An 18618-nucleotide genomic window follows, 5' to 3' on the forward strand; every position below is an offset into this window, starting at 1 on the left:
TTGGTCGCCCTCCCGCACCATTACGCGGCAGCAGGCGCCGCCACCTCCGGCCACCACCCGCAACCAAGGCGTTGGACGGCGCCCCCAACCACCCGCCGCCTTCGCTGCCCACGCAGCAAAACCCCACCACCCACCAACATCAAGCGCTCGTCGCCCTCCCACACCACTACGCGGCAGCAGGCGCCACCACCTCCGGCCACCGCCAGAGGGCTGAGCGTCGAAAAGCGACAGGAACATCCCACCCGCCCTTCCGCTCCGCCCCCTCAGAGGACGCCCGACCGCTCAGTCCTCGCCAAGCCACAGGTCGGGGCCGAACACCTCGTAGCGGATGCGACGGGCGGGCACCCCGGCGGCGAGCAGCTGGCCGCGCACATCGCGCATGAACGGCAGCGGCCCGCACAGGTAGACCTCAGCGCCCTCGGGCAGGTCCAACCCGTCCAGGTCCATCAGCCCCCGGACGGTGCCCCAGTCGCCCCCAGCGCCATCACCCTCCGCGCCGTCGCCCCCGTCCACACCGTTCTCATACCAGGTCCGAGCGCTCGCACCGGGCAGCGCCCCGACCAGGGCGGCGGTCTCCTCACGGTGGGCGTGCTCCCCCGGGCTGCGGTCGGCGTGCAGGACCAGGGCCCTGCGGTCGCTGCCCTGCCCGACGAGCCAGTTCAGCATGGCCACCATCGGCGTGCAGCCGATCCCGGCCGAGACCAGCACGAGTGGGCAGTCGCCCTCGGACAGGGTCACGTCGCCCGCGGGGGTGGAGACCATGAGGACGTCGCCCGGGGCGACGGTGTCGTGCAGCAGGGTGGAGACCTCCCCCGCCGGATCGGCCCCGACGGCGCGCAGGCGCTTGACGGTGATGCGGCGGCTCCCGCCGTCCCCGCCGGTCAGGGAGTACTGACGGGCCTGGCGGACGCCGTCGGGCATACGCGTGCGGACGCTGACGTACTGGCCCGGCAGGAAGGCGGGGAGCGGGTCGCCGTCCTCGGGTTCGAGGGTGAGGGAGGCGGCGTCGGGGGTCTCCTGGCGGCGCCGCGTGACCCGCCAGGGGCGCCACACACCGCGCCCGGTGTGCCCCCGCTCGGCGTACAGGCGGGCCTCCAGGGCGATGAGGGCTCCGGCCATGAGCCAGTAGACCTCGTCCCAGGCCCTGACTACGGCGGGGGTGGCCGCGTCCCCGAGGGTGGAGGCGATGGCGTCGAAGAGGTACTTGTGCACGATGACGTACTGGTCCTCGGTGACCCCGAGGGAGACGTGCTTGTGGGCGATGCGGGAGAGGAGGGCGTCGGGGCGCTCGTCCGGGTGCTCCAGGAGGAGGGTGGCGAAGGCGGCGATCGACCCGGCCAGGGCCCTGCGCTGTTCGCCCGAGGCCTGGTTGCCCCGGTTGAACAGGCCGTCGAGGAGTTCGGGGCGCTCGCCGAGCATCGTGTCGTAGAAGCGGGCGGTGATGGTGTCCAGGGCTCCGGCCACGGCGGGGACCGTGGCCCGGACGGTGGCGGCTGACTCGGTGGAGAGCATGCGACCTCACTTCGGAGAGGGTGTCTCGGAGCGAAAACTGGCATCTGAAATGCATATTAAATCCGCCCTCACGACCCCCTCCTCCGGGGTCGTTCCCGCGCGGAGAGGCCAGGTGGGGACGGCCACGGGCGGACCGCGGCCGGAGCAGGACCGGAGCGCCGCCTCGGGCCCTACGGGCGCAGCAGGGTCAGCGCGTCGCGCGTGGGCGGGGACACCAGTGACTCCACGGTGACGCCGTCGAGCGAGGTGTAGAACGCCTCGTGCGCCTCGCGCAGGGCGCCGTGCAGGCGGCAGGCGGTACGCAGGGGGCAGGGCGGGTCGTCCTCGCATCCCGCGAGTTCCCCCGCCCCCTCCAGTTCGCGCACGATCGACCCGACCGAGGCCCGCCGCCCGCTCTCGGTCAGGAGCAGCCCGCCGTTGCGGCCGCGCCGCGCCTCCACCAGTCCCATGTCGGACAGCCGCGCCACGGCCTTGGCCATGTGCGTGTAGGGCACGGAGAGCATCGCGGCGACGGCCCTGGTGGTGAGGAGTTCGCCCTCGTCCGCGACCGCGAGCCGCATGACCAGGCGCAGGGAGACGTCGGTGAAGGCGGTCAGGCGCATGTGTTCAACGTAGGGGACCGGCCCCGGTCACCGCTCCCCCCGGCCGGGGACGGACCCGGTCCCCGCGGAGGAACCGCCTTCGTCCCCGGCCTCCACCGGCCGGTGGCGCCCGGTCTCGCGCGGCATCCAGATCAGGATCACGACCAGCCCGACCACCCCGAAGCACAGCGACACCGTCGCCGCCGTGTGCAGCCCCGTCATGAACGCCTCCTTGGCGGGCTCCACCAGGACCCTCCCCTGTTCCCCCAGGCTCCGGGCCAGCGCCAGGGTGCCCTCGATCGACTCCCCCGCCGACCGCAGCCGCTGGTCCGTCACACCCGTCGAGCCCTCGTCTGCGACCTCCTCCAGAGTGGGTGTGATCCCCGCCCGGTACCGGAAGGAGATGACCGCGCCCAGGATCGCGACGCCCATCGCCGTGGCCACCTGCCGGACCGTGTTCTGCACGGCGGAGGCGGCTCCGGCCCTGCCGGGCGGCACCGACGACATGATCGCGTCGGTGGCGGGGGTCAGGACCACGGCCATCGCACCGGCCTGGAGGAAGAAGAACCCGACGATCAGCGGCAGCGGCGTGTCCGGTTCGAGCCGGGTGAAGAAGAGGAAGCTGGAGCACACGCCCAGCACGCCGACCGCGGCGACCACGCGCGGCCCGGCCCAGCGCACGAGCGTCGGGCTGAGCGGCGCCATGATCATCTGCCCCAGCGCGGCGGGCAGCACCAGCAGGCCCGCGACGAACGGGGAGAACTCGCGGACGCTCTGCCAGTAGAAGCTCAGGAAGAAGATGATCCCGGACATGCTGAAGAACAGCACCATGATGGTGGCCACGGAGACGCTGAACCGCGGGTCGCGGAAGAAGCGCACGTCCAGGGAGGGGTTGGGCGCGCGCGACTCGTGCACCAGGAAGAGCACCAGCACCGCCACACCGCCGATGAGCGCGCCGTACACGTCCCAGTCCGTCAGGGAGGCCCGTTCGCCCGCGGTGATGATGCCGTAGATGAGCAGCACCAGGCCGGGGACGGACAGCAGCACCCCCAGCACGTCCAGCCTGCCGGGGTCGGCGTCGCGCGACTCGGGGATCAGGAAGAACACCAGTGCCAGGCCCAGCGCCACGAAGGGCACGTTGACGAGGAAGATCGACCCCCACCAGAAGTTCTCCAGCAGCAGCCCGCCCGCCGAGGGGCCGATGGCCATCGCCAGTCCGACCGCGCCCGCCCAGATCCCGATGGCGCGTGCGCGCTGTTCGGGCGGGAAGACGTTCGCGATGATCGACAGGGTCTGCGGCGTCACCATGGAGGCGCCGAACCCCATGACCGCGCGGGCCAGGATGAGCTGTTCGGGGGTCTGGGAGTAGGCCGACAGCGCCGAGGCCGCGCCGAACACCGTCAGCCCCACCACGATCATGCGGCGGCGCCCCCACCGGTCGCCGAGCACGCCGAAGGTGAACAGCAGGCCCGCGAAGACCAGGGTGTAGGAGTTGATCGCCCAGGCCAGCTGCGACTGGCTGGCGCCCAGCCCCTGCTCGGGGTCGGACAGCACACGCAGCGCCACGTTGAGGATCGTGTTGTCGGCCACGATCACCAGCAGGCAGATGATCAGGACCGCCAGCCCGCCCCACCTGCGCCGGTACGCCGTCTGCGCGTCCACCAACCCACCTCCACCGCCGGGTCCCGCCGAAACTCACGCCGATCGGACCGTACCCGCGAACCGCGCCGACCACCTGCTCCGGGGCGCCGCGAACGGTGTGTCGGCCGTGTTCGGGCCGGTTCCGGCGGAAAGGCGTCGGCCGCCTCCGGAGCGGTTCCGGCGGGGGCGCTGGCCGCTCCCCAATCAAGGGCACCAGCGCTCCCGTCGGGAAACATCCGACCGTCGGACCGGGTTGTATCCGGTGCGGAGAGGCGCGGAACGGGCATGCGATGATGCTTGCGTGCGGTGGCCGCGCCCGGTCGTCCGCGTACGCCGGTTCCCGCCTCCTCCCGCACCCGCCCGGTCCCCCGCGGACCGCCCGCGGCCCCCTCGGCCGCCCAGCGCACGAGCGCGACAACACCATTCGTCCACATGTCCGGAGACACCCGCGAGGTGCTTCGAGACAACGGAGGGATAACGCATGAGCACCACAGGAAAGCCCCTCGCCCCGACCGGGGCGCCGACAGGAAACGCCCTGTACGGCGGGGTCACCAGCCGACGCGTCACCATCCGCGACCTGGCCGCCGCCAAGGGGCGCGGCGAGCGCTGGCCGATGCTGACCGCATACGACGCGCTCACCGCGCGGGTCTTCGACGAGTCCGGGATCCCGGTCCTGCTGGTCGGCGACTCGGCGGCCAACGTCGTCTACGGCTACGACACCACCGTCCCGGTGACGGTGGACGAACTCCTCCCGCTGACCGCGGCGGTGTCCCGCTCCACCCGGCGGGCGCTCGTCGTGGCGGACCTGCCGTTCGGCTCCTACCAAGCCTCTCCCCAGCAGGCGCTGGAGGCGGCCTCGCGGTTCATGAAGGAGGGCGGGGCCCAGGCGGTGAAGCTGGAGGGCGGCCACGCGGTGGCGCCCCAGGTGGAGCTGCTGGTCTCGGCGGGTGTGCCGGTGATGGCGCACGTGGGCCTGACCCCCCAGTCGGTGAACACCCTGGGCGGCTACCGGGTGCAGGGCCGCGGGGAGGCCGCGGCCGGACTGCTCAAGGACGCCAAGGAGCTGGAGCGCGCGGGCGCGTTCGCGGTCGTGCTGGAGTGCGTGCCCGCCGAGCTGGCCGCGCAGGTGACCGAGCAGCTGTCCGTCCCGACCGTGGGCATCGGCGCCGGTCCGTCCACGGACGCCCAGGTGCTGGTGTGGCAGGACATGGCCGGGCTGAGCCCGAAGGTGGCCAAGTTCGTCAAGACCTACGCCAACCTGCACGAGACGCTGCGCGAGGCGGCCTCGGCCTACGCCGACGAGGTCGTCAACGGGGCGTTCCCCGAGGAGCGCCACTCCTACGCCGGCTGAGGGGCGGGGTGAGCCCTCCCCTCTCCGCACACCGGTGAGCACCGCCGGTCGGGTCCGCCCCGGCCGGCGGTGCGGCGCCGGGGGTGCCGCGGTCCGTGAGCCGGGCGACAGACCGAACCGGACTCGGGAGCGAACCGTACTCGGGAGTAGAGTCGCACCGTACCCAGCGCCGACGGGCCGGGGGTCCGGCCCTCCCGGGAGGACAGATGCGCGTCTCGATGCCGCTCCAGTACGCGGGCGACCCCAAGGCCTCCGTCGACCAGGTGGTCGAACTGGAGAAGGCCGGGCTCGACACCGTGTGGGTCGCCGAGGCCTACGGGTTCGACAGCCCCACCCTGATGGGCTACATCGCCGCCCGCACCGAGACCGTGGCGATCGGCTCGGCGATCCTGCCGCTGTACACGCGCACCCCCGCGCTCATCGCGATGACCGCCGCCGGGCTGGACGACCTGTCCGGCGGTCGGGCCGTCCTCGGCCTGGGCGCCAGCGGCCCGCAGGTCGTCGAGGGCTTCCACGGCGTCCCCTACGTCAAGCCGCTCGCCCGCACCCGCGAGACCATCGAGATCTGCCGCAAGGTCTGGGCGCGCGAGGACCGCCTCACCCACGACGGCACCGTCTTCCAGCTGCCGCTGCCCCCGGAGAGGGGGACCGGTCTCGGCAGGCCGCTCAAGATCATCAACCACCCCGTGCGCCCGCGGATCCCCGTCTACGTGGCCTCCCTGGGCGTGAAGAACGTGGCGCTGACCGCCGAGATCGCCGACGGCTGGCTCCCGCACCTGTTCATCCCCGAGAAGGCCGACAGGGTGTGGGGCGAGGCGCTGGCCGAGGGGAGGGCCAGGCGCGACCCGTCCCTGGGCGAACTGGAGGTCTCCGCGGGCGGCCTGCTCGCCATCGGCGAGGGCGAGGACACCAAGAGGCTGCTGGACCTCGTGCGGCCGATGATCGCCCTGTACGTCGGCGGCATGGGCGCCAAGGGGAAGAACTTCTACAACACGGTGGCCCGCCGCTACGGCTACGAAGAAGCCGCTGAAAAGGTCCAGGACCTGTACCTGGCGGGGAGGAGGGACGAGGCCGCGGCCGCCGTGCCCGAGGAGTTCGTGGAGCTGACCAACATGGTCGGCCCGGAGTCCTACGTGCGCGAGCGCGTGGAGGCCTTCCGCGCCGCCGGGGTGACCCAGCTCAACGTGACCCCCGTGGGCGAGGACCCGGCCGCCCTGGTCGGCAAGGTCAAGGAGTGGGTGTCCTGACCCCCGGCCGGGCGCCCGGCGGCTGATCGCGCCCGGCGGAGCGGCGCCGGACCCCGCGGCGGGGACCGGCGCCGTACGCGTGCGCGGGCGGGGCCCCGGGGCGGCCCGGACGCGGTCGCTGCGACGCGCCCGTCCGGGGCCGCGCTCCTTCGGGGCCACGGGCTCCGGGGCTACAGCCCGGTGATGCGGATGCCCGCGTGGGTCCTGTAACGGCGGTTCACCGCGATGAGGTTGGCGGTCAGGGCCTCGACCTGGTGGGCGTTGCGCAGGCGGCCGCCGAAGACGCCGCGCACCCCCGGGATCCGCTCGGCCAGGGCGCGCACCACGTCGGTGGCCTCGCGGTCCTCGCCCAGCACCAGCACGTCGAGGTCCACCTCCTCGACCTCGGGGTCCAGCAGCACCACGGCGGACACGTGGTGGAAGGCGGCCGTGACACGGCTGTCGGGCAGCACCTCGGCGGCCTGCTGGGCGGCGCTGCCCTCGGCGACGTCGAGGGCGAAGGGGCCCTTCTTGTCGAAGCCGAGGGGGTTGACGCAGTCCACGACGATCTTGCCCGCCAGCGGAGCGGCCAGCCGCTCCAGCAGCTCGCGGTGGCCGTCCCAGGGCACGGCGACGATGACGACGTCGCCCGCGGCGGCGGCCGCGGCGTTGTCCAGGCCGCGCACGTCGATCGGGGCGGCCTCGGCCTCCACCAGTTCCCGGGCGGCCTTCTCGGCGCGCTCGGTGCTGCGCGAGCCGAGGTGGACGGTGTGCCCGGCCAGGGCGAGGCGGCGGGCCAGGCCCCGGCCCTGGTCCCCGGTCCCGCCCAGGACGGCGACGGACAGCCCGGCGATGTCCGCGCCCGCGGGTGTGCTCTGTTCAGTCATGCGCCGATCCTGTCAGAGGCGTCGACCGGAGGCGCCCCCGGCACGGCGCGGCGCGGCGGCCCGGAGCGCGCGTGGGGGCGGATCACCGGTCCTCCTCGTCGGCCTCGTCCCAGGCCTCGTTGCGCCGGGCGGCGATGGCCAGCGCGCTGGCGGCTGTGGCCTCGTCCGGGTAGGGGCCCAGGCGCTCCTTGTTGGGGCATCCGGGGCCGTGCTCCACCCGGTTGTGCCTGAGGCAGTACCACCACTTGTCGTCCAGCTGAGTGTCCTCGCTCACCGTGACTCGCTTTCTACGGGACGCCGCCCCGACGGGAACGTGCTTCTGTGGGCACCTACCCAGGCCCGGGCTTCCCCTACACCCGCGGGGGAGGGACGTCGTCCAGGACCGCGTGGCCGACCCACGAACTACAATCAGTGTCCATGACTACTCCGCTGGTTCCTGGGCGAATCTCGCCACAACGTTCGGTTCCCTCCCACATCGTCCGCCCGGAGTACGTCGGACGGAAGCACCCCGTGGAGGGGGTTCTGGGCGACGTGCAGACCCCCGAGACCATCGAGCGGATGCGCGTGGTGGGACGGCTGGCGGCCCAGGCCCTGGAGGAGGTCGGCCGCAACGTCCGGCCCGGGGTGACCACCGACGAGCTGGACCGGATCGGCCACGAGTTCCTGATGGACCACGGGGCCTACCCCAGTCCGCTGGGCTACAAGGGCTACCCCAAGTCGCTGTGCTCCTCGCTCAACGAGGTGATCTGCCACGGCATCCCCGACGACACCGTGGTCTCCGACGGCGACATCGTCAACATCGACATCACCGCCTACCGGGACGGCGTGCACGGCGACACCAACGCCACCTTCCTGGCCGGGAACGTCTCGGAGGAGCACCGGCTGCTGGTCGAGCGCACCCGCGAGGCCATGATGCGCGGGATCAAGGCGTGCCGACCGGGCCGCCAGATCAACGTGATCGGGCGGGTCATCGAGTCCTACGCCAAGCGCTTCGGCTACGGCGTGGTCCGCGACTTCACCGGGCACGGCGTGGGGCCGGAGTTCCACTCGGGTCTGGTGGTGCCGCACTACGACGACCCGCGCGCGGACACCGTCATGGAGCCGGGGATGACCTTCACGATCGAGCCGATGATCACGCTCGGCGGCGTGGAGTACGACATGTGGGACGACGGCTGGACGGCCGTGACGGCCGACCGCAGGTGGACGGCCCAGTTCGAGCACACCCTGGTCATCACCGAGTCCGGTGCGGAGATCCTCACCCTGCCCTGACCGCCGTCCCGGTCCCCGCCCGTGCGCCCCGGACGGGGACCGGGGCGTCCGAACGTGGCCACGGGAGGGGGCCGGGGCGTAGGGTCGTGCGGGTGAAGATCCTCATCTCCGCCGACATGGAGGGCGCCACGGGCGTCACCTGGCCCGCCGACGTCGAGCCCGGCACCGAGCAGTGGCAGCGCTGCCGCGCCATGTTCACCAGCGACGTCAACGCCGCCGTCGAGGGCCTGCTGGAGGGCGGCGCCACCGAGGTGCTGGTCAACGAGGCGCACGCGACCATGCGCAACCTCCTGCTGGAGGAGCTCAACACCGACGCCACGATGATCACCGGGCGGCACAAGGAGCTGTCCATGGTCGAGGGCGTGCAGTCCGGCGACTGCGACGGCGTGGTGTTCCTCGGCTACCACTGCGGCGCCGGTGACGAGGGCGTGCTCGCGCACACCTATCTGCCCAACGCGGTGACCGGCGTGTGGCTGGACGGCGAACCCGCCAGCGAGGGCCGTCTCAACGCCGCGGTGGTCGCCGAGTACGGCACCCCGGTCATCCTGGTCACGGGGGACGACCGCGCCTGCGAGGACGCCGCGACCTACGCCCCGTTCGCGCGGACGGTCGCGGTCAAGGAGCACGTCAGCCGGTACGCCGCCCGCTGCCGTCCCCCGGCCGCGACCGCGCGGGACATCCGGGCCGGGGCGCGCGCCGCCATGACGCTGGCCGGGCGCCTGGACCCGGTCGCGCCCGGGCCCCGGACCGTGGAGGTGGAGGTGGACTCCGCGCAGCTGGCCCAGGCCGCCGCCGTCGTCCCCGGCGTCACGCGCACGGGGGTGCGGCGCGTCCGCTACGTCTCCCCGGACGCCTACGAGATGATCCGCTGCTTCAAGGCGGTCACCACGCTGATCTCCAACGCCATGGAGGAGCGCTACGGCTGAGGCCGGGGCGGGGGCCGCGGGGACCGCCGTCCGCGAATGCCGGAGCGGGGCGGACGGGGCTGGTAGAACTGTGCCGGGGAGCACCACTTCGTCACCACTGGCCACTAAGGTCCTCCCCCGTTACTGACACCTCAGCGAGAGCGAGGCGCGCTCGTGGGCCACATCGCCACTTCCTTCCCAGAGAGAACCGACGGCTTCCCGGAAGGGGCCGACGGCCTCGCGGCGGCCTGGGAGGACGCCGTCCACCTGGCCCGGGGACTCGTCCGCCGCGACTCCACCAACCACGGGGGAGGTCAGGGCGACGAGCGCGAGGCCGCCGAGTACGTCGCCGAGGCCCTGGGCGACGCCGGGCTGGACCCCCTGCTGCTGGAGTCGGCGCCCCGGCGGGCGAACGTGGTCGTGCGCGTTCCCGGCACCGACCCCTCGGCCCCGGCGCTGCTGGTGCACGGCCACCTGGACGTGGTGCCCGCCGACGCGGACGACTGGACGCTGCCCCCCTTCGCCGGTGAGGTGGCCGACTGCCCCGTCACCGGCGTGCCCGCGCTGTGGGGGCGCGGCGCGGTGGACATGAAGAACACCATCGCCACGGTCACCGCCGTGGTGCGCCACTGGGCGCGCCACGGGCTGCGGCCCCGGCGCGACATCGTGCTGGCCTTCGTCGCCGACGAGGAGGACAGCGCCGCCTACGGCGCCGACTACCTGGTCCGCGAGCACGCCGAGCTGTTCGAGGGCTGTACCGCCGCGATCGGCGAGGGCGGCGGGGAGACCATCCACGCCCGCACGGCCTCCGGGGAGCCGGTGCGCCTGTACCCGGTGGGCGCGGCCGAGCGCGGCAGCGCCTGGCTGAGCCTGCGCGCCCAGGGCACGGCCGGGCACGGTTCCCGGCCGCCGGGCGACAACGCGATCGGCGCCCTGGCCGCGGCCCTGGCCCGGATCGACGGTTACGAGTGGCCGCTGCACCTGACCCCCGTCACACGGGCGGCGATCGACGCGATCGCCGCGGCCCTGGAGGTGGAGCGCTTCCCCGGCGACACGGCGACCGCGGAGGCGGTGGACGCCCTGGTCGCCGGTCTGGGGACGGCAGCGCCGCTGATCGGCCCGACCACGCGCAACAGCGCGACGCCCACGATGTTCTCGGCCGGGTACAAGGTGAACGTGGTGCCCGGGGAGGCCACGGCGGGTGTGGACGGCCGGGTGCTGCCCGGCGCGGAGGAGCAGTTCGCCGCGGTCATGGAGGAGCTCACCGGCGACCGGGTGACCTGGGAGTACGCGCACGGTTCGCCGCCGGTGTCCGCGCCCGTGGACTCCCCCGCGTTCGCGGAGCTGCGCGAGGCCCTGCTGCTGCACGACCCCGGGGCCCACGTGGTGCCGGTGTGCCTGTCGGGGGGTACCGACGCCAAGGTGTTCTCCCGGCTGGGCATCGACTGCTACGGCTTCTCGCCCCTGGCCCAGCCCGAGGGCCTGGACTACTCGGGCCTGCTGCACGGCGTGGACGAGCGGGTGCCGCTGGAGGGGCTGCGCTTCGGGGTGCGCGCGCTGGACACGTTCCTGCGCGCCTGAACGGCGAAACCCCTGGTGGGCTGGGAGGCTGGGACCGGGGAGGGCCGGACCCCGCAGGACGCGGCCTCGAAGGGCCCGGTCGCGGAGTGTCCGAGCAGCAGTGGTGGGGAGAGGCGTCGCGTCCGGTGGCGCGCGAGCGAGGGGGAGGGCCCGGGGTGGGAGAGGCGATGACCGAGGTGGCGGAGGCGGCGGTGCGGGTCGCGGACGCGCGGGGTGTGCGCGCGCTGGTCCGGCCGCCGCGCCTGCGGGAGGGCGACCGGGTGCGTCTGGTCGCCCCGTGCAGCCCGGTCCCCGCGGAGCGGCTGGAGGCCGCGGTGGGGACGCTGCGCGGCTGGGGGCTGGAGGTGGAGCTGGCCCCACACGTGCGCGAACGCCACCCGCGGCTGCCCTACCTGGCCGGGGCGGACGCCACGCGGGCCGCCGACCTCCAGGAGGCCTGGTGCGACCCGGACGTGGACGCGGTGCTGTGCGTGCGCGGCGGCGACGGGGCGCACCGGACGGTGGACCTGCTGGACTTCGACGCGATGCGCCGGGCCGAGCCCAAGGCGCTGGTCGGGTTCAGTGACATCACGGCGCTGCACGAGGCGTTCGCGGTGGAGCTGGGCGTGGCCACGGTGCACGGGCCCGTGGTCGGCACGGGGTACTTCGTGGGTGATCCGGTGGCCCAGGAGGAGTTGCGCGCCACCCTGTTCGAGCCCGAGCGGCGGACCGTGCTGACCTCGCCGGGCGCGCACGCGCTGGTGCCGGGGCGGGCCGAGGGGGTGACGTTCGGCGGGAACCTGAGCCTGCTCAACGACGGTCTGGCCACGCCGCACAGCCGCCTGTCGGCCTCGGGCGGCATCCTGCTGCTGGAGGACGTCGGCGAGGACGTGGCCCGGCTCGACCGGATGCTCACGCACCTGCTGCGCACGGGGTGGGCGGACGGGCTGGCCGGGGTGGCCCTGGGCTCGTGGACGGACTGCCCGCCGGGGCCGGAGGTGGTCGCCGAGCTGATGCGCGACCGGCTGGAGCCGCTGGGGGTGCCGGTGCTGTGGGGGCTGGAGTTCGGGCACTGCGCGGCCCAGCTCACGGTCCCGCTGGGGGTGCCCGCCCTGCTCGACGCGGACGGGGGCCGTCTGGAGCTGGCCGTCCCGGGACTGGTCTAGGCTCCCTTTCCCTGCCGCGGGGCGGGGGTCCTGCCCCGCCCCGTCCTGGCACCGACGACTTCCGGAGGCGGGGACGTCCGGCCTGGCCGTGCAGCACTCCGGGTCCGGTCAGACAACCATGACCCGGCAGTGTCCCTCGACCGCTTTCGCCAAGCGAACGTCAGCGGTCACCAGAGGGCAGTCGAACAGCTGCGCGGCAGCCGCGTAGGCGGAGTCGTAGCCGCTGACATGGCCGCGCATCTCCCACATGACGGGGAACAGCTGTCGTACACCGATCAGCTCGACCTCCAGACCCTCTCTCAGTTCGGAGAGGGCGCTGCGACCCCTGCTGTCGGTGATCTTTCCTCCCAGGCACAGGCCCCGCACCGCTGAGAACACCTCCATCGGCATGTGCTCGGGGGCAGCCAAGGAGTCCTTCTCCGTGAGTACCTCGCGGGCCCGAGCACCGGCGCTCCCGTCGGATACCAGAGCGTTGACGAGCACACTCGCGTCGATGATGACCACTAACCGCCGTCCAGTCCTTCGTAGATCCCGTAGCGCTCCATGCGCTCCTCACGCCCGGCCCGGATGATGTCTGCCACCGAGCCCTCCTCGCCCTCGCCGAGACCGTCGTCACGGCCCGCGAAACCCCTCAGGACCTCGGCGTTGCGCGACCGCCGCACCTCAGCTCTGAGCAGGTCGAGCAGGAAGCCCTGCAACGACTGCCCCCTCTCCTTGGCACGGCGCACGAGGACGTCTCTCTCCGCGTCGTCGATTCCCCTGATCTGCAAAGCAACCATGCATGCATTTTACATGCAGGCGGAGAGGGCAGCCAGCCCCCGGAGAGGAACACCGAGTTCTCCCGGGCGTGGGCAACGGCGTACTCGCGTCGGACCCCGGGCCCTCCGCGGCCGTCCGTGCACGGGACGGCATCGCCGGTATTGATATACCGATCGGGCGTCGTGGCGTTAGACTCCTCGTATGGTGCGTGAACCGCTGACCGCAGACCAGATCGAGCGCGGGCGTCTCCTGGGCGCCCTGCTCCGCCGGGCCCGCGCGGAGCGCACGATGGTCGACGTCGCGCGCGAGGCCCGGATCTCGGTCGAGACCCTGCGCAAGATCGAGGGCGGGCGCATCCCCACCCCCACGTTCTTCACGGTCGCGGCGATCGCCGCCGCGCTCGGCCTGTCCCTGGACGAACTCCTGCGCCGGGTGGACGCCGACGCGACCGCCGCCGGGGACCCCGCGACCGCCTCCCTGGCCGTCTGACTTCCCGCCCGCCCCTAACGTTGGTCGTGTACCCGCGGGTACGGTTCCGTGCGCGGTCCGCCCCTCCCGGCGGCGGGCACGGACCGGGCCGCGTCAGCCAGGACCACAGGGGGAGCACATGAACGAACAGGCGCTGAGAGTGGACGAGGCCGAACTGCGCGGCCTCCTCGACGGCCGCTGGGCCCACGTGCGCGAACACATGCGCGACGCCCTGCGGGGAGACCTGTACGCCCCCGTGCACGGACTGTCCGTGGAGGAGCACCGCGCCCGCACGCTCTCCCAGATCAAGGCCCTGGCCAAGACCGATCTGCCCGCCTACGGCTTCCCCGCCTCGGTGGGCGGCCGCGACGACGTCGGCGCGTCCGTGGTCGGCTTCGAGATGCTGGTCAACGACCTGTCGCTCATGGTGAAGATGGGCGTGCAGTGGGGGCTGTTCGGCGGGGCGATCAGCGCCCTGGGCAACGAGGCCCACCACGCCGAGTACCTGCCCGGCGCGATGTCGATGGAGCTGCCCGGCTGCTTCGCGATGACCGAGACCGGCCACGGCTCGGACGTGCAGGGCCTGCGCACCACGGCCGTCTACGACCCCGGCACCGAGGAGTTCGTGGTCCACACCCCCGACGAGGCGGCGCGCAAGGACTACATCGGCAACGCGGCCCGCGACGGCCGCCTGGCGGTGGTGTTCGCACAGCTGAGCACCGGCGGCGAGGAGCACGGCGTGCACGCCCTGGTGGTCCCGATCCGGGACGGGCGGGGCAGGCCGATGCCGGGCGTGCGCATCGGCGACTGCGGACCCAAGGCCGGGCTCAACGGCGTGGACAACGGACGGCTGGAGTTCGACCACGTCCGTGTGCCGCGCACCAACCTGCTCAACCGGTACGGGGACGTGGCCGCCGACGGCACCTACTCCAGCCCCATCGAGAGCAAGGGCCGACGCTTCTTCACCATGCTCGGAACGCTGGTCCGGGGCCGGATCAGCGTGGCGGGCGGCGCGGGGAGCGCGGCCAAGGCCGCGCTGACCATCGCGGTGCGCTACGGCGACACCCGCCGCCAGTTCACCCGGCCCGACGGCGAGGGGCGGCCCGAGCGGGAGGTGCGCGTCCTGGACTACCTGGCGCACCAGCGCAAGCTGCTGCCCGCCCTGGCGCGCACCTACGCGCTGCACTTCGCGCAGGAGGAGCTGGTCACCCGGCTGCACGAGCTGTCCCGCTCCCCCGAGCGCGACGAGCACGCCCAGCGCGAACTGGAGTCGCGGGCTGCCGGGCTCAAGGCGGTGGCCACCTGGCACGCCAGCCAGACCATCCAGACCTGCCGCGAGGCGTGCGGCGGCGCCGGATACCTGTCCGAGAACCGGATTCCGCAGCTCAAGGCCGACTCCGACATCTTCACCACGTTCGAGGGCGACAACACGGTCCTGCTCCAGCAGCTCACCAAGGGCCTGCTGACCAACTTCAAGGACTCCTTCGGCGACCTGGACCAGCTGGGGCTGGCCCGGTTCATGGCGGGCAAGGTCTTCGAGACGGTCATCGAGCGCACCGCAGCGATCCCGCTGATCGAACGGCTCGTCGCGGCCGCCCCGGGGCGCGGTGAGGAGGCCAGCCTGTACAACCGGGGCTGGCAGCTGGAGCTGCTGGAGGACCGCGAGAAGCACGTCATCGAGGGCCTGGCCGCGCGGCTGCGCAGGTCCGGCAGGAACGGCGAGGACGCCTTCGACGTGTTCAACCGCGCCCAGGACCACGTGCTCACCGCGGGCCGCGCGCACATGGACCGGGTGGTGCTGGAGGCGTTCGTGGCGGGCATCGACCGCTGCGGGGACACCGCGACCGCCAAGCTGCTCAACCGGCTGTGCGACCTGTACGTGATGTCGGTGGTCGAGGAGGAGCGCGCCTGGTTCCTGGAGCACGAGCGGCTCTCCACCTCGCGGGCCAAGGCGGTCACCCAGGCGGTCAACGACCTGTGCCGGGGCCTGCGCCCCTACGCCGTGCAGCTGGTGAACGCGTTCGGCCTGCGCGACGAGTGGCTGGCCGCGCCGATCGCGCTGGGCGGCGAGCACGCCCGCCAGGGCGACCCGGCTCCCGGGCGCGGCTGAGCCCCCGCCCCTTCCCCGTGCCGCCCCTCCACCGTGCCGAGGCCCGTCAGGGCACGGGGAAGGGGCGGCGCGGGGCGCGGGGATAGGCTGGTCGGAGTCGAAGGGCGCGGGCCGCCGAAGGGTGCGGACGCGCTGGTGGGATGAGGCGTGTGGATGTCGGCCATCCGGCTGCTGGTCCTGGGGGCGGTCCGCCTGCGCGGGCGGGCGCACGGCTACCAGGTGCGGGCCGACCTGGAGTCCTGGGGCGCGCACGAGTGGTCCAACGCCAAGCCGGGGTCGATCTACCACGCGCTCAAGCAGATGGCCCGGCAGGGTCTGCTGCACGCCCACGAGACCGCGCCCTCCACCGCCGGGGGGCCGCCCCGGACCGAGTACGAGATCACCGGAGAGGGCGACCGGGAGTACTTCGCCCTGCTGCGCCGGGCCGTGTCCTCGTACGACGCGCACACGGACGTGCTCTCGGCCGGTCTGGGCTTCATCGTGGACCTGCCCCGGCGGGAGGCGGTCGACCTGCTCAGGCGGCGGGTAGAGGGCCTGGAGGAGTGGCGCGGGGGCGTGGTCGCCCACTACGCCCCGGAGGAGGGCCCCGGTCAGGCGGGCCACATCGGCGAGATCATGGACATGTGGGTGCACTCCGCGGAGTCGGACGCGGCGTGGACGCGCTCGCTGATCCGGCGCATCGAGGGCGGCGCCTACTCCTTCGCCGGTGAGGGGGGCGACCCCTACGAGGGCGTCCTCACCGGCGAGGAGGCGGAGGCGTTCCCCTCCGGCTGAGGGGCCCTCAGTCCCCGTCCGCCTCCGGGGTTCGCGCGCCGAGCCAGTGCCGCAGCGCGGAGGCGTTGCGCAGCTCCCCCTCGACCCCGCCCAGCTCGTCGCCGGTGAGGGGGATCGCGCCCAGCAGCTCCCGCCACTCCTCGATGCCCTCCTCCTCGCCGAGGGCGACCGCGAGTTCGACGAGCATGGCCAGCGCCAGCGCCCGCTCCACGGCGGGCGCCCGGTCCCCGTGCCGTTTCAGCCCGGAGCGGATCCGCCGGAAGGCGGCGAGGTCGTCGGCCTTGAAGTCGCGCAGGATCCGCGCGCCGTCCAGGACGCGGGCGAGCCCGTTGAGGTCCTTGGCGCCGCCGTACTCCAGCCTCTCGGGCTCCCCGCGCTGGATGAAGACGACCGAGTTCCCCGAGGGGTCCATGAGCGTGAAGCGGCTGGCGCCCGGCCGGTGGCGCGTGATGCGCGGCAGCCCCTTCGCCAGGACCCTGCCGTAGGCCCGGCGCATGGCCTGGGTGAGCGCGGCGTGGTAGGGCGCGACCGCGTCGACCATGACCAGGCAGCCGCCGCTGTTCTCCAGTGCGGGGTCCAGGCCCTTCGGGGCGCGGCCGTAGTGCAGGTCGAAACCGCTCCAGCGGAAGGCCAGGTAGAGGTAGGGCCTGGTCTGCTCGTAGGCGGCCTCGAAGCCGAGGGCCCGGTAGAACTCCAGGGTCTCCTCGGCCGAGACGCACGGCAGCAGCGGAACGGTCGTCTCGTTGGCCCGCACGGCGGTCGCCTCCGACCGGCGCCGTCCCGCGTCGCCCTCCGTACCGCCGTCCGCCCGCGCGGTGTCCGTTCCGGCCACGCACACCTCCTATTAGTCAAGTTTGATTACTTTGCGAGGGCAGCCCTGCCGTAGCCCACTGGTCAAACTTGATTACGGGTTGAAGCGCCGGGCCCGACGCCGCGCGCGGCCGCCCCCGGGGCCCACCGGCGGGCCGCGAACCGACCCCGCCGCGGGCCTTTCCTCGGCAGAGCGACCCACCTAACATGAGAGACATTCATGTTAGGCAGGTCACACGTGCGCCCACCCCCCGCGCAGTACTCCTCCCCCTCCCCCGACCCGCGAACGCCCGCCGCGCTCGCCGAGCCCACCAGGCCCGTGCGCCGCCTGTGGGTGGCCGGGATCAGCCTGGCCAACCTCGGCATGTGGATGGCCTTCTTCGGTCCGCTCCAGGTCCTGCTGCCCGAACAGGTCGGCCTGCTCGCGCCCGACGCCAAGGAGACCGCCCTGGCCTGGGTGACCGGGGCGGGTGCGGCCTGTTCCACCCTGGGCACCCCGCTGGCCGGGGCCCTGTCCGACCGGACCACCGGCCGGTTCGGACGCCGGCGCCCCTGGATCCTGGCCGGTGCGCTCCTGGGCGGCCTGGGCCTGGTGGTGCTCGGTCGGCAGGACGGCGTCCTCGGTGTGCTGGTGGGTTGGTCCTTCGTCCAGGCCGCGCTGTCCTGCCTGAACGCGACCCTGCTCGCGGCCGTGCCCGACCACGTGCCGGTCCGCCAGCGCGGCGTGGTCTCGGGGTGGATCGGCGTACCGCAGTCGGCGGGCGTGGTGGTGGCTGTGCTGCTGGTGACCGTTGTGGTCACGGGGATCGCCCCCGGCTACGCCCTCCTCGGCGCGCTGACCGTCCTGTGCGTCCTGCCGTTCGCGCTGCTGGCCCCCGACCCGCCGCTGCCCCGGGAGGCGCGCCCCTCCTGGAGCGGGTTCGCGCGCGGGCTGTGGGTGTCCCCGCGCCGCCACCCCGACTTCGGCTGGGCGTGGCTGACCCGTTTCCTCATGCAGACGGGCAACGCCATGTTCACCCTCTACCTCCTCTACTTCCTCACCGACGCGGTGGGCTACGAGGAACTGTTCCCCGGCTCCTCGGCCGCGGACGGGCTGCTGGTGCTGATCGCCGTCTACACGGCGGCGGTCGTGGCCACGACCGTGCTGGCCGGTCTGGTCTCGGACCGCATCGGCCGCCGCCGGGGGATGGTGTGCCTGTCCGGGGTGGTCTCGGCCGTGCCCGCGTTCCTGGTCGCCGCGTTTCCGACGTGGCCGATGAGCCTGGTGTGCGCGGTGGTCCTGGGGGTCGGCTTCGGGATCTACCTGTCCGTGGACAACGCCCTGGTCACCGAGGTCCTGCCGAGCGCCGGCGGGCGGGCCAAGGACCTGGGGATCGTCAACATCGCCAGCGCCGGACCGCAGGTCATCGCCCCGGCCCTGGCCGGTCCGATCGTGGTCCACCTGGGCGGCTACCCGGTCCTGTACACCGTGTGCGGGCTGCTCAGCCTGCTCGGCGGGGTGCTGGTGTGGCGGATCAGGGGTGTGGCATGAGTCCCCGCCGGTTCGGCGCGTCCCGCCCGCCCCTGCGGTCTATGAGCACCCTCCGGTCTCACCTGTCC

The 18618-nt window shown here is 73.3% G+C and carries 18 protein-coding genes; 10 read left to right on the top strand and 8 right to left on the bottom strand.

Annotated features, from left to right (window positions below; all coding sequences use genetic code 11):
- Window positions 1–282 precede the first annotated feature (282 nt).
- The 3 genes from PV789_RS20750 to PV789_RS20760 all read right to left on the bottom strand — a co-directional run bounded on the left by PV789_RS20750 (window position 283) and on the right by PV789_RS20760 (window position 3755).
- Window positions 283–1512, bottom strand: a complete 1230-nt coding sequence (locus tag PV789_RS20750) for a globin domain-containing protein (RefSeq protein WP_274974158.1) — start codon at window positions 1510–1512, stop codon at window positions 283–285.
- 170 nt (window positions 1513–1682) lie between these two features.
- The gene (locus PV789_RS20755) at window positions 1683–2114 is read right to left on the bottom strand and encodes an RrF2 family transcriptional regulator (RefSeq protein ID WP_274974159.1); all 432 of its coding nucleotides are present in this window, start codon (window positions 2112–2114) and stop codon (window positions 1683–1685) included.
- 27 nt (window positions 2115–2141) lie between these two features.
- Entirely contained in the window at window positions 2142–3755 is a 1614-nt protein-coding gene (locus tag PV789_RS20760) for an MFS transporter (RefSeq protein ID WP_475465596.1), read from the bottom strand.
- Window positions 3756–4215: 460 nt separating this feature from the next.
- Here PV789_RS20760 and panB point away from each other — a divergent pair, with 460 nt between their 5' ends.
- Together panB and PV789_RS20770 are read left to right on the top strand one after the other, a co-directional pair.
- Window positions 4216–5085, top strand: a complete 870-nt coding sequence (panB, locus tag PV789_RS20765; protein ID WP_274974161.1) for a 3-methyl-2-oxobutanoate hydroxymethyltransferase — start codon at window positions 4216–4218, stop codon at window positions 5083–5085.
- A 206-nt stretch (window positions 5086–5291) separates the two neighbouring features.
- Window positions 5292–6332 (top strand): LLM class F420-dependent oxidoreductase, encoded by a 1041-nt coding sequence (locus PV789_RS20770; RefSeq protein ID WP_274974162.1) that lies wholly within the window; start codon window positions 5292–5294, stop codon window positions 6330–6332.
- 170 nt (window positions 6333–6502) lie between these two features.
- On the opposite strand, the gene npdG is transcribed toward PV789_RS20770, so the two are convergent.
- Both npdG and PV789_RS20780 read right to left on the bottom strand, forming a co-directional pair.
- Window positions 6503–7198 carry an NADPH-dependent F420 reductase gene (gene npdG, locus PV789_RS20775; protein ID WP_274974163.1) on the bottom strand — a complete coding sequence of 232 codons (696 nt, stop codon included), beginning with the start codon at window positions 7196–7198 and terminating at the stop codon, window positions 6503–6505.
- Between the two features lie 82 nt (window positions 7199–7280).
- Window positions 7281–7472 (bottom strand): hypothetical protein, encoded by a 192-nt coding sequence (locus PV789_RS20780; protein ID WP_212643452.1) that lies wholly within the window; start codon window positions 7470–7472, stop codon window positions 7281–7283.
- Window positions 7473–7615: 143 nt separating this feature from the next.
- On the opposite strand from PV789_RS20780, the gene map reads away from it, so the two are divergent.
- The 4 genes from map (at window position 7616) to PV789_RS20800 (ending at window position 12098) form a co-directional block, all read left to right on the top strand.
- A complete protein-coding gene (gene map, locus PV789_RS20785; protein ID WP_212643451.1) occupies window positions 7616–8467 on the top strand; it encodes a type I methionyl aminopeptidase in 852 nt (283 codons plus the stop codon).
- A gap of 92 nt (window positions 8468–8559) precedes the next feature.
- Window positions 8560–9393 (top strand): M55 family metallopeptidase, encoded by an 834-nt coding sequence (locus PV789_RS20790; RefSeq protein ID WP_274974164.1) that lies wholly within the window; start codon window positions 8560–8562, stop codon window positions 9391–9393.
- A 153-nt stretch (window positions 9394–9546) separates the two neighbouring features.
- Window positions 9547–10953, top strand: a complete 1407-nt coding sequence (locus PV789_RS20795; protein WP_274974165.1) for a M20/M25/M40 family metallo-hydrolase — start codon at window positions 9547–9549, stop codon at window positions 10951–10953.
- A gap of 167 nt (window positions 10954–11120) precedes the next feature.
- Window positions 11121–12098, top strand: coding sequence for a S66 peptidase family protein (locus PV789_RS20800; protein ID WP_274974166.1), 978 nt, complete (start codon window positions 11121–11123; stop codon window positions 12096–12098).
- A 108-nt stretch (window positions 12099–12206) separates the two neighbouring features.
- Here the strand turns inward: PV789_RS20800 and PV789_RS20805 are convergent, their stop codons facing one another.
- Both PV789_RS20805 and PV789_RS20810 read right to left on the bottom strand, forming a co-directional pair.
- Window positions 12207–12602, bottom strand: coding sequence for a type II toxin-antitoxin system VapC family toxin (locus PV789_RS20805; protein WP_274974167.1), 396 nt, complete (start codon window positions 12600–12602; stop codon window positions 12207–12209).
- The gene (locus PV789_RS20810; protein WP_274974168.1) at window positions 12602–12877 is read right to left on the bottom strand and encodes a hypothetical protein; all 276 of its coding nucleotides are present in this window, start codon (window positions 12875–12877) and stop codon (window positions 12602–12604) included. Before PV789_RS20810 ends, PV789_RS20805 begins: the two co-directional genes overlap by 1 nt.
- 181 nt (window positions 12878–13058) lie before the next feature.
- Here PV789_RS20810 and PV789_RS20815 point away from each other — a divergent pair, with 181 nt between their 5' ends.
- The 3 genes from PV789_RS20815 (at window position 13059) to PV789_RS20825 (ending at window position 16209) form a co-directional block, all read left to right on the top strand.
- A complete protein-coding gene (locus tag PV789_RS20815) occupies window positions 13059–13346 on the top strand; it encodes a helix-turn-helix domain-containing protein (RefSeq protein ID WP_274974169.1) in 288 nt (95 codons plus the stop codon).
- Window positions 13347–13464: 118 nt separating this feature from the next.
- Window positions 13465–15435 (top strand): acyl-CoA dehydrogenase family protein, encoded by a 1971-nt coding sequence (locus tag PV789_RS20820; protein WP_274974170.1) that lies wholly within the window; start codon window positions 13465–13467, stop codon window positions 15433–15435.
- A 153-nt stretch (window positions 15436–15588) separates the two neighbouring features.
- The gene (locus PV789_RS20825) at window positions 15589–16209 is read left to right on the top strand and encodes a PadR family transcriptional regulator (RefSeq protein WP_274974171.1); all 621 of its coding nucleotides are present in this window, start codon (window positions 15589–15591) and stop codon (window positions 16207–16209) included.
- 7 nt (window positions 16210–16216) lie between these two features.
- On the opposite strand, the gene PV789_RS20830 is transcribed toward PV789_RS20825, so the two are convergent.
- Window positions 16217–17041: a DUF8817 family protein gene (locus PV789_RS20830; protein WP_274974172.1), complete on the bottom strand. Its 825-nt coding sequence runs from the start codon at window positions 17039–17041 to the stop codon at window positions 16217–16219.
- A 216-nt stretch (window positions 17042–17257) separates the two neighbouring features.
- On the opposite strand from PV789_RS20830, the gene PV789_RS20835 reads away from it, so the two are divergent.
- Window positions 17258–18550, top strand: a complete 1293-nt coding sequence (locus PV789_RS20835; RefSeq protein ID WP_274974173.1) for an MFS transporter — start codon at window positions 17258–17260, stop codon at window positions 18548–18550.
- Window positions 18551–18618: the final 68 nt, after the last annotated feature.

Origin of the sequence: Nocardiopsis camelliae (genome assembly GCF_028993595.1) — a bacterium.
GTDB lineage: Bacteria > Actinomycetota > Actinomycetes > Streptosporangiales > Streptosporangiaceae > Nocardiopsis > Nocardiopsis dassonvillei.

Coding starts and splice junctions, on each gene's coding strand:
- map (WP_212643451.1), top strand. CDS start 7,616: ATGACTACTCCGCTGGTTCCTGGGCGAATCTCGCCACAACGTTCGGTT.
- PV789_RS20770 (WP_274974162.1), top strand. CDS start 5,292: ATGCGCGTCTCGATGCCGCTCCAGTACGCGGGCGACCCCAAGGCCTCC.
- panB (WP_274974161.1), top strand. CDS start 4,216: ATGAGCACCACAGGAAAGCCCCTCGCCCCGACCGGGGCGCCGACAGGA.
- PV789_RS20810 (WP_274974168.1), bottom strand. CDS start 12,877: ATGGTTGCTTTGCAGATCAGGGGAATCGACGACGCGGAGAGAGACGTC.
- PV789_RS20755 (WP_274974159.1), bottom strand. CDS start 2,114: ATGCGCCTGACCGCCTTCACCGACGTCTCCCTGCGCCTGGTCATGCGG.
- PV789_RS20825 (WP_274974171.1), top strand. CDS start 15,589: ATGTCGGCCATCCGGCTGCTGGTCCTGGGGGCGGTCCGCCTGCGCGGG.
- PV789_RS20750 (WP_274974158.1), bottom strand. CDS start 1,512: ATGCTCTCCACCGAGTCAGCCGCCACCGTCCGGGCCACGGTCCCCGCC.
- PV789_RS20800 (WP_274974166.1), top strand. CDS start 11,121: ATGACCGAGGTGGCGGAGGCGGCGGTGCGGGTCGCGGACGCGCGGGGT.
- npdG (WP_274974163.1), bottom strand. CDS start 7,198: ATGACTGAACAGAGCACACCCGCGGGCGCGGACATCGCCGGGCTGTCC.
- PV789_RS20820 (WP_274974170.1), top strand. CDS start 13,465: ATGAACGAACAGGCGCTGAGAGTGGACGAGGCCGAACTGCGCGGCCTC.
- PV789_RS20815 (WP_274974169.1), top strand. CDS start 13,059: ATGGTGCGTGAACCGCTGACCGCAGACCAGATCGAGCGCGGGCGTCTC.